Source organism: Moraxella bovis (assembly GCF_002014975.1).
GTDB classification, from domain to species: Bacteria; Pseudomonadota; Gammaproteobacteria; order Pseudomonadales; family Moraxellaceae; genus Moraxella; species Moraxella bovis.
This window is the reverse complement of the sequence record NZ_MUXV01000019.1, coordinates 1-15,221: the sequence shown is the minus strand read 5'-3', so window position 1 is coordinate 15,221 and position 15,221 is coordinate 1. Positions and strand designations below refer to the sequence as shown.

General features: G+C 41.9%; 17 protein-coding genes. 10 read left to right on the top strand and 7 right to left on the bottom strand.

Going from position 1 to position 15,221, the window contains the following annotated elements; genetic code table 11:
* Positions 1 to 258 precede the first annotated feature (258 nt).
* Together B0182_RS04720 and B0182_RS14255 are read right to left on the bottom strand one after the other, a co-directional pair.
* Positions 259 to 453, bottom strand: a complete 195-nt coding sequence (locus B0182_RS04720; RefSeq protein ID WP_078273830.1) for a hypothetical protein — start codon at positions 451 to 453, stop codon at positions 259 to 261.
* An 879-nt stretch (positions 454 to 1,332) separates the two neighbouring features.
* Positions 1,333 to 1,476 (bottom strand): hypothetical protein, encoded by a 144-nt coding sequence (locus B0182_RS14255; RefSeq protein WP_158079633.1) that lies wholly within the window; start codon positions 1,474 to 1,476, stop codon positions 1,333 to 1,335.
* Positions 1,477 to 1,561: 85 nt separating this feature from the next.
* Here B0182_RS14255 and B0182_RS04710 point away from each other — a divergent pair, with 85 nt between their 5' ends.
* From B0182_RS04710 to B0182_RS14590, 3 genes are all read left to right on the top strand, one after another.
* Positions 1,562 to 2,524 carry an alpha/beta fold hydrolase gene (locus tag B0182_RS04710; RefSeq protein WP_078273828.1) on the top strand — a complete coding sequence of 321 codons (963 nt, stop codon included), beginning with the start codon at positions 1,562 to 1,564 and terminating at the stop codon, positions 2,522 to 2,524.
* A 56-nt stretch (positions 2,525 to 2,580) separates the two neighbouring features.
* A complete protein-coding gene (dapD, locus tag B0182_RS04705) occupies positions 2,581 to 3,399 on the top strand; it encodes a 2,3,4,5-tetrahydropyridine-2,6-dicarboxylate N-succinyltransferase (protein WP_078273827.1) in 819 nt (272 codons plus the stop codon).
* 136 nt (positions 3,400 to 3,535) lie between these two features.
* Positions 3,536 to 4,075 carry a hypothetical protein gene (locus tag B0182_RS14590; protein WP_208624076.1) on the top strand — a complete coding sequence of 180 codons (540 nt, stop codon included), beginning with the start codon at positions 3,536 to 3,538 and terminating at the stop codon, positions 4,073 to 4,075.
* A 138-nt stretch (positions 4,076 to 4,213) separates the two neighbouring features.
* Here B0182_RS14590 and B0182_RS14250 read toward each other — a convergent pair whose 3' ends face one another.
* Positions 4,214 to 4,372: a hypothetical protein gene (locus B0182_RS14250; RefSeq protein WP_158079632.1), complete on the bottom strand. Its 159-nt coding sequence runs from the start codon at positions 4,370 to 4,372 to the stop codon at positions 4,214 to 4,216.
* 492 nt (positions 4,373 to 4,864) lie between these two features.
* On the opposite strand from B0182_RS14250, the gene queE reads away from it, so the two are divergent.
* A complete protein-coding gene (queE, locus tag B0182_RS04695) occupies positions 4,865 to 5,611 on the top strand; it encodes a 7-carboxy-7-deazaguanine synthase QueE (RefSeq protein ID WP_078273826.1) in 747 nt (248 codons plus the stop codon).
* Between the two features lie 37 nt (positions 5,612 to 5,648).
* Here the strand turns inward: queE and recJ are convergent, their stop codons facing one another.
* Complete coding sequence (recJ, locus tag B0182_RS04690; protein ID WP_078273831.1) at positions 5,649 to 7,343, bottom strand: single-stranded-DNA-specific exonuclease RecJ; 1,695 nt, start codon at positions 7,341 to 7,343, stop codon at positions 5,649 to 5,651.
* A gap of 444 nt (positions 7,344 to 7,787) precedes the next feature.
* Here recJ and B0182_RS04685 point away from each other — a divergent pair, with 444 nt between their 5' ends.
* From B0182_RS04685 to B0182_RS04670, 4 genes are all read left to right on the top strand, one after another.
* Positions 7,788 to 8,276: a hypothetical protein gene (locus B0182_RS04685; RefSeq protein ID WP_078273825.1), complete on the top strand. Its 489-nt coding sequence runs from the start codon at positions 7,788 to 7,790 to the stop codon at positions 8,274 to 8,276.
* Between the two features lie 475 nt (positions 8,277 to 8,751).
* A complete protein-coding gene (gene fdxA, locus B0182_RS04680) occupies positions 8,752 to 9,075 on the top strand; it encodes a ferredoxin FdxA (RefSeq protein WP_078273824.1) in 324 nt (107 codons plus the stop codon).
* A 34-nt stretch (positions 9,076 to 9,109) separates the two neighbouring features.
* Positions 9,110 to 10,450 carry a lipid-A-disaccharide synthase gene (locus tag B0182_RS04675; protein WP_078273823.1) on the top strand — a complete coding sequence of 447 codons (1,341 nt, stop codon included), beginning with the start codon at positions 9,110 to 9,112 and terminating at the stop codon, positions 10,448 to 10,450.
* 198 nt (positions 10,451 to 10,648) lie between these two features.
* Positions 10,649 to 11,383 carry a TetR family transcriptional regulator gene (locus tag B0182_RS04670; RefSeq protein ID WP_078273822.1) on the top strand — a complete coding sequence of 245 codons (735 nt, stop codon included), beginning with the start codon at positions 10,649 to 10,651 and terminating at the stop codon, positions 11,381 to 11,383.
* A 76-nt stretch (positions 11,384 to 11,459) separates the two neighbouring features.
* Here the strand turns inward: B0182_RS04670 and B0182_RS04665 are convergent, their stop codons facing one another.
* Together B0182_RS04665 and B0182_RS04655 are read right to left on the bottom strand one after the other, a co-directional pair.
* Positions 11,460 to 11,675 carry a helix-turn-helix domain-containing protein gene (locus tag B0182_RS04665; protein WP_208624075.1) on the bottom strand — a complete coding sequence of 72 codons (216 nt, stop codon included), beginning with the start codon at positions 11,673 to 11,675 and terminating at the stop codon, positions 11,460 to 11,462.
* Positions 11,676 to 12,136: 461 nt separating this feature from the next.
* Positions 12,137 to 12,958, bottom strand: coding sequence for a DUF72 domain-containing protein (locus tag B0182_RS04655; RefSeq protein WP_078273821.1), 822 nt, complete (start codon positions 12,956 to 12,958; stop codon positions 12,137 to 12,139).
* A gap of 99 nt (positions 12,959 to 13,057) precedes the next feature.
* On the opposite strand from B0182_RS04655, the gene B0182_RS13855 reads away from it, so the two are divergent.
* Complete coding sequence (locus B0182_RS13855) at positions 13,058 to 13,240, top strand: hypothetical protein (protein WP_143821666.1); 183 nt, start codon at positions 13,058 to 13,060, stop codon at positions 13,238 to 13,240.
* The gene (locus B0182_RS04650) at positions 13,221 to 13,529 is read left to right on the top strand and encodes a hypothetical protein (RefSeq protein ID WP_143821665.1); all 309 of its coding nucleotides are present in this window, start codon (positions 13,221 to 13,223) and stop codon (positions 13,527 to 13,529) included. The genes B0182_RS13855 and B0182_RS04650 overlap by 20 nt, the downstream gene beginning before the upstream one ends.
* A gap of 67 nt (positions 13,530 to 13,596) precedes the next feature.
* Here the strand turns inward: B0182_RS04650 and B0182_RS04645 are convergent, their stop codons facing one another.
* On the bottom strand, positions 13,597 to 15,141 hold the full coding sequence (locus tag B0182_RS04645; protein WP_078273819.1) for a pyridoxal phosphate-dependent decarboxylase family protein: 1,545 nt from the start codon (positions 15,139 to 15,141) through the stop codon (positions 13,597 to 13,599).
* Positions 15,142 to 15,221 lie beyond the last annotated feature (80 nt).

Below are 15,221 nucleotides of genomic sequence, written 5' to 3'. Positions count from 1 at the left end.
AGTTGTCTTTTTAGTTTTTGTTACAGCATACTTTTTGAACCACTGCCAATTTATTTAATGATGTAATGCGTAGAAACCTTAGTGATGTTGAAAGTTTAGCCAAGAAAGAATTAGTAACTGTTTACTATTTTCCATATCAGCCAAGTATATCAGCTATTTACCCCCTAAAATGGAATAAACTAATTCCACTAACTGTCTTTATAGTATCTAGTTTTATATTTATAATCTTGAGTAATAGCTTACTATGATATAAAAACTTCACCAATAATCTTGTATATTAAACCCCACCCTACTCAAAAAAGTCTTATAAAACTCAGATTTGGTAGGGTCTAGCAGTTCATCAGCGATTTTGTTTGCAAACTCATCAGTACTAGCTCCGACAGGGGCATAACTGCCCAATTCTGGTAGATTTGCCAGTTTTTTGGCAAACATTAGACGCTGTTTTTCAGTCATTTTAATGATAGAACTTTGTTTAATCTTATCATCGGTAAGTTCATTTTATGTAATTATGCAATAGCTTTAATAACTATTGGAATAGGTCTGGTGTTCTTTCCTACTGCAAAATTAGCTGGAAGTGTAGGACTTTCAACCATTACAGGATTTGTTGCCGCTACAGTCGGAACCGTAGGATGTATAAGTGGAAGAGGTTAAGATGAAAGACTTAAGATTATTAGTTTATATATCTTTATACTCCTTAATTATTATACATCCCATATCTATACTAATGTTTTTTCTAGTTCAAAAAATGGGGTATAGTATAGATATTGCTAGAAATATTAAACTCGTAACTTATATTTTATTAAGTCTACCTGTTATAGGATATTTAATTTTTTATAAAAAAAATCAAAATAATTAATCATAAAAATTTATTTTTGATTAAAAGAGAACAAATGCAGATAGGCTACGCTCATAATTATTTTTGGTAGAAATCTACTAGAATGGCTATCCTTAAATAATTTTTATTACTTTTATTTACTAAAAAGTATTTACTAAAAAGAGAGGAAGTGATGTATGCTTAATTTTTATTTTATTATTCTCGTATTATCTGGTATTTTATTTTTTAGTTTATTTGTTATTTCAGCTTTAGCATGGAAAGGAAAAATAAAGAATAGTGAAAAAATTATGGATTTATTCAATATAAAACTATTTGATGACCTATAGTTGTAAAACCAAAAGTAAGTTTGATGTTTATGATAATAGTTACTTTGATATATATTATAGTGGAAATATTAAAGTAGTTTTACATAAAGAGTGAAATAGTAAAGTCTTAATATTATGCCATTGACTCTAATATGCTAGAGTTAAAATAACAACAGCTAGAGAAAACCTATCCTAAATTCTACTATTAAACCCCACCACTTCCAAAAAAGGCTTATAAAACTCGGATTTGGTGGGGTCTAGTAGCTCATCAGCGATTTTGTTTGCATAATCATCGGTACTAGCTCCAACAGGGGCATAACTGCCTAACTTTGGCAAATTCGTAAGCTTATCAACCAATTTTGATTTGGTAAAGCACAAAAAATTTTATATAATAGCAAAAAAATAACAACTGTATAGCATTATGACTTCTAAACCCATTCTCTCATCAAACGGCATTCATCGCCTACACCACCACTTTTTTATCCCCAAAAGCACGCCCATTGCCAGCCTGCTCATTGTTCACGGTATGAGCGAGCATAGTGGTCGCTATGCCGATTTTGCCAGCTTTTTGGCGGATAATGGCGTGCTGGTGGCGACTTACGACCAGCTTGGGCATGGGCAGACAGTTAAGGACAAATACGAGCTTGGTTTTATTGACGAAAAACACCCCATCCAAGCCCTGTGCAAAGACGTGGTTATCATGGCGGATAAACTAAAAGACAAGGCACGCACGCTGACCGACCGCCCCACCCCCCACTACATCATGGGGCATTCTATGGGGTCATTTATCGTGCGGACGGTGCTGACCCACCACGCCACGAGCTTTGACGGGGCAATTATCATGGGGACGGGCAACAGCTTTGGGGTCATCAACCGCTTTGCCCTAACCGCCCTTGGGGCGATGAATTATATCAACCCAAAACGCCCCAACACCCGCTTTGCCACGCTCCTAAATCATTACCTACTCTCCCAAATTCGCTCGCCCATATCGGCATCGCCCTTTGCGTGGCTGGCCGAAAACACCGACAGTATCAAAGCCTTTGAAAATGACCCCTTATGCGGTTTTGCGTTTAGTAATAATGGCTTTGTCGCCTTGCAAGCCCTTATCAAAAAAGCCACATCGCCCACATGGTACGCCCACACGCCCAAAGATTTTCGCATTTTGCTCGTGAGTGGCAAAGACGACCCAGTCGGACGCATGGGGCAGGACATTGATGAACTCCAAAACGAGCTTATCCGTGCAGGGCAAAACGTCCGCACGCACCTATATCCCAATATGCGACACGAACCACTGCATGAGACGGATAAAGATAGGGTATATGGGGATATTTTGGGGTGGCTAAAAAATCACACCATTGATAAAACCAATCAAAAATCTCAATAAAATCAGTTTAAATTGTGCTAGAATAAAGTGTTTTTTACTTCATTTAGGAAATTGTTATGTCTTTACAAAACATCATCGAAACCGCCTTTGACAACCGTGCTAACTTCGGCGCGACCGATTGCCCGTCAGACGTGCGTTCTGCCGTTGAAGAAGCGCTTGCAGGTCTTGATAATGGCTCACTTCGTGTTGCCGAAAAAATTGACGGCGAATGGGTGGTTCATCAATGGGTCAAAAAAGCCGTACTATTGTCATTCAAAATCAATGACAACAAACCCATGAACACAGGCGAGCTTGGTTTTTATGACAAAGTAGATACCAAATTCAATGGCTGGACAGAAGAAGACTACAAAAATGCAGGTGTGCGTGTCGTTCCCCCTGCGGTGGCTCGTAAAGGCTCATTTATTGGCAAAAATGTGATTTTGATGCCAAGCTATGTGAATATCGGAGCGTTTGTGGACGAAGGCACCATGGTGGATACTTGGGCGACCGTTGGCTCATGTGCCCAAATCGGCAAAAACGTCCACCTATCAGGCGGTGTGGGTATCGGTGGTGTACTAGAACCCCTACAAGCAAACCCGACCATCATTGAAGATAACTGCTTTATCGGTGCTAGAAGTGAAATCGTGGAAGGCGTGATTGTTGAAGAAGGCTCGGTCATCTCAATGGGTGTGTATATCGGTCAATCCACCAAAATCTACGACCGTGAAACAGGTGAAATTCACTACGGACGTGTGCCAGCAGGCTCGGTGGTGGTATCAGGTTCATTGCCAAGCAAAGACGGCACGCATTCACTCTACTGTGCGGTCATTGTCAAAAAAGTGGACGCACAAACCAGAGCGAAAACTTCGATTAATGACTTTCTAAGAGCGGACTGACGAACACCAAAAACTATTGTATCATTTAATGGGTGATTGTTTACAGTCCAATACAATCACCTTTTTCGTGTGTTGCAAATGGTCTTTTCTTGAAAAGATTGCAATTGGGAATAAATATTTTTTATTTGAATGTACTATGAAAGCTGATCAATCTCTCTTTAGCGGTGTGATGACGGATACCGTTAATGCGTCGGTGGGTCGTACTATGGCAATTGAGAAGACGATTAACTATAAGGGTTGGAAAGGGTCTGGTTATATTATCATTGACCCACACACTGGCTCAGGGGCTTATCTTATTGACGGTGGGGCGAATGGGGGGATTGCTTTTGCTCAAGGAATGTTATTCACTTATTTAGTCATATCTATAATGGTATTAAGTTTTGTTTCTGTAACAGTTCTTGCCCCAGAAATAGGTGCTTTAGCTTGGTTATCTTTATTTCCAATTCTATTAAGCACATTATCAGCCACATTGACAATGTTAGATGTTATGATTAATAAGACAGATTTTGAGAAGAACTGTTTTATTGGAGGAGTGGCTGCTATGATAACACAATTACCCCTTCCAAAAAGTTTATCGGACAAACTCATAGGTTATATAATAGAAAAAGTTCTTGGCATTGCAGGAGCGTCAGGGGTTACTCTTGGATGGTACAATTGTTTTGTAGGTACACCATGATAATAGCTTTTGCATTACTATTGGGTATTCTAATAAATATTATTAAATCATATTTATGGTACAAAAAATTAGGTCTACTAGATTGTTTTCTTATCATTATAGGCTTAATCTTGCTAATTTATATTATTAGTCAAAAAATTAATGTTTAAACCCCACCAAATCCAAAAAAGGTTTATAAAACTCGGATTTAGTGGGGTCTAACAGTTCATCAGCGATTTTGTTTGCATAATCATCGGCACTTGCCCCGACAGGGGCATAATTGCCTAACTCTGGTAAATTTGCCAGTTTTTTTGGCAAACATTAGACGCTGTTTATCAGACATTTTAATGATAGAATTTTGTTTACTATTATTAGTAGATTTTTGTTTATCATTTTTCTGATTAAAACTAAAGGTAAAGCCAACAATTTTCTTTTAAAATTATCAATCCTATTGTATTTATTAAGCTAGTAGATCGAAATACAATACCAATTTTCTACATATAAATTCTCATTTTTGATTTTTAAATATCCTTAAAATCTGTTAAAATGGTTTAAATTTTAACAAGGAAAAACCAATAACTTTAATTGTATGCCAAAATAACTTTAAAATTACCACAAAATTAAGATTTAGGCTTAAAATATTGGGTTTTATTACACTTAACCTAACCTATGGCACGCACCCGCCTTTTTATTTGCCTGATGAATTTAAATTGGTGTATTCTTAATGTTGATATTTTCAATATTATAATTTTCCCAAAATTTTGCCAAAAATCTGCTAAAATAGTGAGTTTTTCAATCATTATTATCCCTATGTCAGCCAACAGCCAATCCCAATCCACCCCCAAATCCATTCAACTTAGAAACACCCAAATCCCCACCACCGACCCGTCCGCAGGGCTAAAACTTACTGAAATTTTTTATTCCTTGCAGGGCGAGGCCTTGGCAATGGGTTTGCCGACCATTTTTATTCGTCTAACAGGTTGTCCGCTTCGCTGTGTCTATTGCGATACAACTTATTCATTTGCAGGGGGCGAGCGTTGGGGACTTGATACGATTTTGGAGCATATCAAAGAGTACCCCTGCAAACGCATTTGCCTAACAGGGGGAGAACCGCTTGCCCAGCCCAATGCCATTGCCTTGATGAAATTGCTCCTTGATAACGGCTATGAGATTTCATTAGAAACAGCAGGGGCATTGTCGGTCAAGGACGTGCCAATAGCGGTGTCAAAAGTCATGGATTTAAAAAGTCCATCATCGGGCGAAGTGGGTAAAAATCTGTGGGAAAATTTAGATTATCTAACTCCCCATGACCAAATCAAAATCGTCATCGCTGACCGTGCCGATTATGATTGGGCAAAAGGCGTTTTGCAAAAATACGAGCTTGACAAAAAATGTGGTGTGGTGTGGTTTTCGCCCATGTTTAATATAGACGAGCGTAAATCAGACGTGCCAAATCTGGCGGTAGAGCTTGCCGAGTGGATTTTGGCGGACGGTTTGCCCGTGCGTTTTCAATTACAACTGCACAAAATCATCTGGGCGGACGCTAAGGGCAAATAAAGCAAAAGCCGATAATCAATATCGGCTTTTATGTTATCTAATCAATCGCACACACCGCCAAATCCTTGATAATCAGCTGCAAACTCTGATTACCCTGCCACTCGTTAATGTCCAAGGTAAACAAAATATGCACCGCACTTGCCCGATAATCCCATTCGTCCACGTCATAATTAAACCAAATGGCATCTATCGGATACTGCACGCCATCGGCTCGCAACGTCAGCTTTAAATGCTTGTCTTTTAAAATGCGAAAATTAACCACTTCAAAGACCCCATCAAAGGCAGGGGGCAAAAAGCCGTTGCCCCACACGCTGACATTTTTTAGGGCATGGACAAAGGCTAGACTAAAATCAGGCGGGGTCAGCACGCCATCGGTGTACTTTAATTTACTAAACAGCTCAACATCAAAGCCGTCCACCACTTTTAAAAATTCTGCCTTAAACCGCTCAAAATCTCGCTTATGAATGGTCAAGCCTGCCGCCATCGCATGACCACCAAAATGCAAAATCAGCTCAGGATTTGCCATCGCCACCGTCTCAATGGCATCACGGATATGCACACCTGCAATAGACCGCCCCGAGCCTTTGATTAGGTCATCATCGCACACTTTGTCAGCATCGGCAGGGGCAAAGACAATGGTTGGACGGTACAACTGCTCTTTGATACGCCCTGCCACGATACCAATCACGCCTTGGTGCCAGTTGTCTTGATACAGACAAATGGCTTTGGCGACACATTTGGGCTTATCATCGGATTCATCAGATAAATGTAGCCCATCAATGATACTGCTGGCTTCATCACGCATTTGTATTTCTATGGCACGGCGTGAGTGATTAAGACGGTTCAGCTCTATCGCCAAACGGTGTGCTTCTCCAAAATCATCGGTCAGCAGGCACTCCACCCCTGTTCGCATATTATCCATACGCCCTGCGGCGTTAATGCGTGGGGCAATGGCAAAACCAAAATCATCTGCCGTAATCTTACGCACGTCTCGCCCCGCCTGCTCCAAGAGTGCCAAAATCCCCACACAGCACCGCCCCTCTCGAATGGCGTTAAGCCCATGGGTTACCAAAATGCGGTTATTTTGGTCAAGATGACCGACATCCGCAATCGTCCCTAATGCCACAAGGTCAAGATATTTGGCGACTTGCGTAGTCGATTTACCCATCTCACGACGGATTTTGGCGACACGTCCCATGACATAGAACGCCACGCCCACGCCCACGAGCCACTTACTGCCGAACTCACAGCCAACTTGGTTGGGGTTGATGACCGCACTTGCCTTGGGCGAGCTACTGGTCGTCAAATGATGGTCGGTAATGACGACATCAATGCCCAGCTCGTCCGCTTTGGCAACGCCATCATGGCTCGATATCCCATTATCCACCGTGATGATGAGTTTGGGGTCAAATTCTTCTGCTCCATGCTCCACGATTTGGGGGGTCAGCCCATAACCAAATTTAAAGCGGTCAGGCACCAAAAACTGCACATCCGCCCCCATCTCACGCAAACATCGCACCATGAGCGTGGTCGATGTCGCTCCATCACAGTCAAAATCGCCCACGATAAGTATGCGTTTGTTCTCATCAATGGCACGACTGATGATGTCCGCCCCCACATCCAGCCCCAATAAATCACTCGCAGGCAAAAGCTTTGCCACAGACATGTCCATCTCATCAATACTGCCTATCTGCCGTGACACAAGCAATCGCCCGAGTGTCTCACCAAACATCGCCGTTAGCTCATCAGGCACATCGCCTTGATGACGTGGAGTAAGTGTCAGGTGCTTAGGGGTAAACCGCCCGACTTTATCAAAGGCACGCTCAAAGTCCTGCACACTCGTGTTGGTTAGGTGCGACAAATTGGCATTGGCAAATTTTTGCGTGCTTGTCACTTGGGCGGGTTTGGGCAGGTTTGGCGATGGGTGGTTATCAAAAGGACTGTCATCGTCTTGGTGATTTTGTGTACTCATTACTTACTCTCTTTTTCTTTTGCATTTATCTTTGTGGTTATTTTAGCACAGTTTTACCGAAAAACTTACCCTAACTTACCCTAAATCATTGCCCAAAATTTACACGATGATACATTTTATTAGCAACTTTATTACAATGCCATCTGCATACTGTGGTATGATTTGTCCATACTTTACATTTTACAAATCAATTTGGAGTAATTCATGAACCTTAGCGACCTTGGTAAAAGCACCCTAATCGCCAAAAACGTAAACGGACTTAACCTAGAACAAATCCGCCGTGAATGTCAAGAGCTTGCCAAATCTCGTGCCAAAATCTCAGCAGGCGTTGCCATCGTTCCTGTGCCATTTTTGGACGTGGCGGTGGATGTTGGTATGCTCACTAAACTACTCCCCCAAATCACTGAGCGTTTTGGCCTAGAAGACAAAGACACCGCCGAAGCTCGTGAGAAAAACATCAAAGACAAAGTGCTTACCGTGGGCGGACTGGTCGCCACACGTGGTATCGTCAATAAAACCGTGCAAGGCTTCGGCGGGCGTATCATCGGCAAACAAGTCGCCAAATATGTACCCCTAGGCGGTCAGATTGTCGCAGGGACAATTGGTTATATGATTTTTAAAAAAATAACCTTTGACCACATCGAAGAATGCTACCGTGTGGCAAAATCCGCCCAACAAGGCAAAGCGGTTTAATTTAAAAACTAAAAATAAAAGCAAGGTTTTCGCCTTGCTTTTTTATGATGAAGATTTATAGGACCTGCCTGCCCTTTATAACACTATTTACAATATAGAGATATTTTAGAAAAAACTAATCGCTTTTGCATGAAAAATGGCTAAATCTTGTTTTTCATTGCAAATACAAAAGGCAGGCACGCCCTAATAAAACTTAACAATCATCAATCATTCTTATTATTTATCAACCCTGCCTATTTTACCCATTGTAATAATAATCACTTTTACTGTTTACAACTTTTTGCTGTTTTTTAACAAATATTTTCTATTTTGGCATAATAAATCATCAGCTTTGGTTTGAGAAAATTTGTTAAAAAGGATAAAATATACCCTGTTTTTTGGGCGTGATTTTTCATGCCTTATTCAGAATCAAGACAAATTTTGTCATTTTGTCAAGCCAATCCAACATCTGCAATCCCAATAATAAGGTACCGCCATGACATTTGTAGTAACCGATAACTGCATTCTTTGCAAATACACCGACTGCGTTGAGGTTTGCCCTGTGGACTGTTTTTATGAAGGTCCAAACTTTTTGGTCATCAATCCTGATGAGTGCATTGACTGTGCTTTGTGCGAACCTGAATGCCCTGCCAACGCCATTTTCTCCGAAGATGAAGTGCCATCAGGTCAAGAAGAATTTATCAAAATCAATGAAGAGCTCTCTGCCGAATGGGCGAACATCACCGAGAAAAAAGACGCCCTACCCGACCATGAAAAATGGGACGGCGTGGCAGGCAAAATCCAGTATCTAGAACGCTAATTTTTTAAAATCACTCACAAACCCACGAGACATCATGACACACGCCATACCCCCCTTTGATTTGTCCACCTTGCCCACCGACAAGCCCCTAACCATTGGCATTGTCGCAGGGGAAGTGTCGGGCGATGCATTGGGGGCGGATTTTATGGCAAAGATGAACGCCATTTATCCGAGCATTCGCTGGGTTGGTGTGGGCGGTGAGCTGATGACCAAGGTGGGACTTGACTCGCTCATCGACATGACTCACCTATCGGTCATGGGCATCGGTGAAGTCGTCAAGCATTTGCCGGATTTATTGCTCGCCAAAAAAGAGATTTTAGATGAGTTTTTATCCATTGGCATTGATATTTTTGTAGGCATTGACGCTCCTGATTTTAATTTACGCCTTGCCAAAAGCCTCAAACAAAAATCGGTCATCAAGCCCATTTTTTGTGTGCAATACGTCAGCCCAAGTGTGTGGGCGTGGCGTGAAGGGCGGATTTTTGGCATCAAATCCGCCACCGATTTGGTGCTGTGTTTATTCCCTTTTGAAACGGCAGTCTATGACAAACATGGACACTCTGCGGTGTGCGTGGGACATCCCTTGCTTGACAAGATACAGGCTGATGAGCGGTCAGGGCGTGAGATTTATGATGAATTTTTGAGCGATTATAGCCCGCTATTTCCTGAGCTTGCTCGCCTGCAACATAGCCCTGCTCGCCCCATTTGTGTGATGGCAGGTTCTCGTACCAGTGAGATTAACGCTATTTTGCCCTTGCTGATTGGGGCAATGGATAAGCTGGACAAGGCAGGCGACCACGCCTTTATCCTGCCTGTGGTGAGTCATGAACACGCCCATCTGGTCAAATCGCTCATCAAAGAGCAAGCAGGACATTTATTGGACAAATGCCACATCATCTTTACTCAAACCGCCAAAAATGTCGCCGATAACATTCATCACGCCAAAGATGACCAAGCAGGGCGACTGCCAACCACGCTCTCACTGTCTCAAAATGTGATGAATGCCTGTGAGCTGACCATCTTAGCATCAGGCACGGCAACCCTAGAAGCTCTGCTACTGCACCGCCCGATGGTCGTGGTATATAAAGTCAATGTCCTAACCTACACCATCGCCAAGCGACTGGTCAAAATCCCTTATGTCTCCTTGCCCAACATCCTAGCCTATAATCAAACAGGGCAAGCGATCTTACCAGAGCTCATTCAAGATGACGCAAATGCCGACAACATCGCCCGTCATGCTTTGGACGCACTGGCAAATCCTAGCGAACAAATCGCCAAACTTACTCGCACCACCACTAAGCTTCGTGCCGACAGTCACCATGATGTTGCCGTTAGTGTACTTATGCACTTTTTTAATCAAAAAAATGTGTTATAATGTACGCCAACATCAAAAATTGTTTGGTAGATTTGATTGATATTCATTTAAATATCCATTCACACCAAAAGCCTTGCAATTTTTGAGATTTTTCTACATAATAAACAGTAATTCACCAAAATCTACAAACTTTGGGATTTTGGTCGTTTTTATTTGTCTTTTACCATCATTTATCAATCAATACCCAAAAGGTGTCTTATGACCACGACCGACAAAACCAAAGAAGCCAAAGCCCTAACCCGTGAAGAGAAAAAACGCCAAACCCGTCAAGCCTTCTATAATGCCGTGCTTGACCTATGCATGATGGGGCAAGCGTTTAGCTCTATCAGCCTACGTCAGGTAACCCGTGAAGTGGGCGTGGTGCCGACCGCTTTTTATCGTCATTTTGATGACATGGAAGAGCTGGGCAAATCATTGGTAGAAGACGAGCTGGGTGATGCTCTATCAACCTTGCGTGAACATATGCAGTTTGGCAAAAAACGCACCTTTGAACGCCAAATCGCCAAAAGCGTACAACTGTTTTTTAAAGCGGTGGACGCTCAGCCACGCTACTGGCAATTCATCGCCGCCGAGCGTTTTGGTGGTTCAGAAGCGGTTCGCCGTGCCATCAGCGAACAAATCAAAACTTTCGCCAAGGTCATGAGCGAAGACCTAGCCCTACAACCTGCCTTTGAACACGTCAGCCAAAGTGATCGTTATTTGCTTGCCGAGATTGGGGTAAACCTAAGTTTTTCATGGATTATCGACTGGCTAGATTTGACCTACACCCCCGAGCTTGAAGACGATGAAGAGGCCAAGCCTGTTGATAGCGATTTAGAACAAGCCAAAGAAGCCATGCTGTTGCATTGCACTCGCCAAATGCAAATGATTCTCTACGGTGCCTATAACTGGAAATCTACCGAAGAGACGGTATTAGATGAAGATGTAAAATAAGCCAAGCCAAAAGCTGATAATTTAGACTTAATTATCAGCTTTTTTGTATGCCAAAATCATCTGTGCTAACTCATCATCAGCAAAAAAAATAAGCAGGCGTTACTTCTAAGACAGTGGCAATGTTGTTTAATGTGGTCAAGTCAGGCAAATGCACACCTTTTTCATAACGATTGATGCGTGAGCTTGCCACAAATTCATCTAAACCAATCATAACACCCAATTTCTCTTGGGTTAGATTTTTGGCTTTTCTTGCTTGCTTAAAGCGTTTGGTAAAAGTTTCTTGTAAATTCATAACTTATGCTCTAAATTAAAAGTTACGAATTTCGTATATTTTTCTTGATTTTTTACTACGAATATCGTAGTATATATCTGTCTACAAAATTTGTATAGGTCATCACAAATAAAAATTCAATGTACTTCGTGCGGAAAAAAAGAAACCGTTAACACAAAATTGTTTATCAAAATCATCGGTGGGGCTATGCCTCTTGGTGGTTACTGGGCTTGGGTTACCTATTTTTCGCTGGGACAGGTTTTGCAATGCCTATTGTGTGATTGCCATTATGACTGGCGGTGTTGCCTTATTGGCTTTTCAAAATGAAATCACAGAATGGATTTGTAACAAAAATTACAAATGCAGTAACTGCGGTCATAAACACTGGAAGCCAAGTGAGTAGTAAATATAAACAAACCGATTAAGAACCTTATCTTAATCGGTTTTTTGTTAATTCTATATAGAACCCTACAATCCATTTCCTAAAACAACGCCCCTTGCCCACTCGATGTTGGCGTTTTTACCACAAAACCATAAGCGGACAATTTTTCTTTTAACATCATAATATTATAAAAAGAATGGGCGTTGGTCGTATTTTGAAAATAAATAAAAAGCTCATCAAAATTGGCACGATAACCAAAAATCTCATCAGCGATTTTGTCAAGCTCATCATCGCTATAACGATAATTATGGCGGTCTTTGGCAGAATTTTCGTCCCACCAGTTTTTATTATGACCGTGCAGGCGATAATAGGCGGTGCGAGTGTTCACCCAAAATGGCGTATTGGGTAGTCCGATGTTTTTTGGATAATCGGCATTTACCCAAATAATATGGGATAATTTGGCAAAATAATCAAACACAGGATTGATGTGCCAGCTGGGGTGGCGAAACTCTATGGCAAGCGGATAACCGTCAAACCATTTTACCACTTCGCCCAAATATTGACGATTGGCAAAATTTCGCTCAAAGCTGTGGGGAAATTGCAATAATAAGGGGGCAAGATAACCTTGCAAAGGTGTAAGAATGTTTAAAAACGCTTGGGCGGTTTTGGCGGTGGCGGTAAAATTGTGGCTAAAATCTTGGTGCAGTTTTAGGCTAAATTTAAGTCGTCCATCCGCTTTGTTTAGCATACCCAATAAGGTCTTTTGCCCAATGGAGGCGTGAAAACTTGCGTTAATTTCCACACAATCATAATGATTGGCATAGTGGTGCAAAAACTCGCTTGCCTTTGCACCGTGTGGGTACAACGAACCAATCAAATCGGTATCGCTATACCCACCTGTGCCAATATAAATGGCTGGCATAATGATTTCCTCTTCTTAAAGATAAAAACGGATTGGTTTATTTTATTGCAATGGTTTTTCAAGTCGTATATACTTACAAAAAAAATCTCGGTGCAAATTATGAAACGATTACTATTACTTTGTCTAATGATGACAAGCACAGCATTGGCAAATCCTTCTAATTACTCACACCCCAACCAACTCACGCTACATCTTAGTTCATCTAATGAACGGTGCTATGACATTGAGATGAAATATTTTAATGCGTGCAAAAATACATTTAATGAGCCATCTTTGGCTTGATGAAACAGGGAAAATTATCCGTGAAGAAACTGATGTTGCTTCTCCATACACCCTAACCCCTAATGAAACCAAATTAATTATCCATGTCTTAAATCAGCGTGATTTTAGCAAACACATCAACCCAGATGACCCCAAACCTGTAAAAATCTTCGTGCCGATAGATATTTTTCATAAAAAACAGCCCGTCAATGCCGATACCATACCACAACTTCGCCAGTATTATGCAGAAAACAAAAACAGGTGTGATGTCAATGAATTAGAAAGTATCTTAAATCAGTTTGACAATTAACTATTTCAATCATCATATCAAAAAACCGCCCAACATCACTTTGGACGGTTTTTTATTTTACGCCAAATCAATCAATCGGCGGTGTATAAGTGCCATTTTTAATATCATCTTTGATACGCTCGGCTTCCGCCAATACCTGTGATAATAAGGCTTGCACGTTTTCAAGTGTGGCGATTGGGCTTAATGTCGTCATCTTTAATGACTGTACATTTTGACGACTATTAATCACCCGAGTAACGCCGATGTTGGCTTCCCCTCGGGCAAACAGCTCGTCCGCCACGTTTTGATTTAGACTATCAATAAACTCATCAGGATAGCCATCTGGCACAACACGAAACAGCACGCTGGCAAATTGCGGTTCAATAAGCAACTCCAAACCGTCCGTTGCTTTAATATAATCCGCCACTTGACGAGTTAATTTCACGCCATGGTCAATCATTGAGCCATACAACTCTTCACCCAGAGCTTCAATGGTCATCCACAGCTTTAACGCATCAAATCGGCGAGTGGTTTGCAAAGACTTTGACACCAAATTTGGCACGCCGTGTTCTTCATCATAAGCTGAGTTTAGATATTCTGCTTCATAGTGCATAAAGCGGTAGTTTTGTTCGTCTTTTAATAAAAACGCACCGCATGAGATGCTTTGGAAAAAATGCTTATGAAAATCAAGCGTGATCGAGTCGGATAACTCAATGCCGTCAAGCATATCACGGTATTCATTGGATAAAATCAATGCTCCGCCCCATGCCGCATCAATATGCAGCCACGCCCCAAAGTCATCACACAGCTTGCGAATGGCCTTGATGTCGTCAATGGCTCCTGCATCGGTCGTGCCAGCGGTTGCCACCACGCACGCCACGATTTTGCCATCTGCTTTTAAATCCGCCATGGTTTTGGCAAGGGCATCTGTATCCATCTTGGCATTATCGTCCACAGGCACGGTAACAACAGATTGAAAACCCATGCCCATCATTGCCATGTTTTTTTGCACGCTAAAATGAGCATTCTCTGAGCAAATCACTTTGACTGCTTGCATGGCGTCTGCTGGAATGCCGTCTTTTTGTACCGACCATTCTTTGCCGTCTGCATTTTTCCAGTGCTTCGCAATTGCCCAGTCTCTTGCTAATAGCACGCCCATCAAATTGGACTGCGTACCGCCTGATGTGAACACGCCTGCCTGCCCTGCCCCATAGCCGACCTTTTGGCGTAGCCAGTCAATGAGCTGTACTTCCATCAGCGAGCCTGCTGGCGACTGGTCCCACGAGTCCATGGACTGATTGGTGGCGTTAATCAGCACTTCGGCAATTTGTGAAGTTACCATCGTGGGACAATGCAAATGAGCGAGCGAATGTGGGTGATGAACTTTCAAACTTTTGTTTAAAAACAGCTCCACCAACCGCTCCAACGCCTTATCCACGCCCAAGCCGTCTTTGGCAGGGTTAAAGGCGATTTGTGAGCGTAGCTCTTTAATGCTACCGCCTGTGTACATTTTGTCGTTTTTAAGCCATGCCGTTACCGCTTTGACAGCGTCCGTCATCGCACGTTCATAATCAGCGATTGACTGGCCATCATTGCAAAGTAGGGCTTGGCGGTGTTGTTCAAAAGTTGGCATGGCTACATCCTAAAAGTAAAAAATGCTTTATTTTAGCATATTTGCATCATTTAATATACCTTACCCCACTCTCAACTTAA

What these genes read in the sequence shown, in the direction of transcription:
- recJ (WP_078273831.1), bottom strand. Translation starts at nt 7,343, where the DNA reads ATGTTTGGTGAGACACTCGGGCGATTGCTTGTGTCACGGCAGATAGGC.
- B0182_RS04650 (WP_143821665.1), top strand. Translation starts at nt 13,221, where the DNA reads ATGAGCCATCTTTGGCTTGATGAAACAGGGAAAATTATCCGTGAAGAA.
- B0182_RS04710 (WP_078273828.1), top strand. Translation starts at nt 1,562, where the DNA reads ATGACTTCTAAACCCATTCTCTCATCAAACGGCATTCATCGCCTACAC.
- B0182_RS04685 (WP_078273825.1), top strand. Translation starts at nt 7,788, where the DNA reads ATGAACCTTAGCGACCTTGGTAAAAGCACCCTAATCGCCAAAAACGTA.
- fdxA (WP_078273824.1), top strand. Translation starts at nt 8,752, where the DNA reads ATGACATTTGTAGTAACCGATAACTGCATTCTTTGCAAATACACCGAC.
- B0182_RS14590 (WP_208624076.1), top strand. Translation starts at nt 3,536, where the DNA reads ATGAAAGCTGATCAATCTCTCTTTAGCGGTGTGATGACGGATACCGTT.
- B0182_RS04675 (WP_078273823.1), top strand. Translation starts at nt 9,110, where the DNA reads ATGACACACGCCATACCCCCCTTTGATTTGTCCACCTTGCCCACCGAC.
- dapD (WP_078273827.1), top strand. Translation starts at nt 2,581, where the DNA reads ATGTCTTTACAAAACATCATCGAAACCGCCTTTGACAACCGTGCTAAC.
- B0182_RS04670 (WP_078273822.1), top strand. Translation starts at nt 10,649, where the DNA reads ATGACCACGACCGACAAAACCAAAGAAGCCAAAGCCCTAACCCGTGAA.
- B0182_RS13855 (WP_143821666.1), top strand. Translation starts at nt 13,058, where the DNA reads ATGAAACGATTACTATTACTTTGTCTAATGATGACAAGCACAGCATTG.
- B0182_RS04665 (WP_208624075.1), bottom strand. Translation starts at nt 11,675, where the DNA reads ATGAATTTACAAGAAACTTTTACCAAACGCTTTAAGCAAGCAAGAAAA.
- B0182_RS04655 (WP_078273821.1), bottom strand. Translation starts at nt 12,958, where the DNA reads ATGCCAGCCATTTATATTGGCACAGGTGGGTATAGCGATACCGATTTG.
- queE (WP_078273826.1), top strand. Translation starts at nt 4,865, where the DNA reads ATGTCAGCCAACAGCCAATCCCAATCCACCCCCAAATCCATTCAACTT.
- B0182_RS04645 (WP_078273819.1), bottom strand. Translation starts at nt 15,141, where the DNA reads ATGCCAACTTTTGAACAACACCGCCAAGCCCTACTTTGCAATGATGGC.
- B0182_RS04720 (WP_078273830.1), bottom strand. Translation starts at nt 453, where the DNA reads ATGACTGAAAAACAGCGTCTAATGTTTGCCAAAAAACTGGCAAATCTA.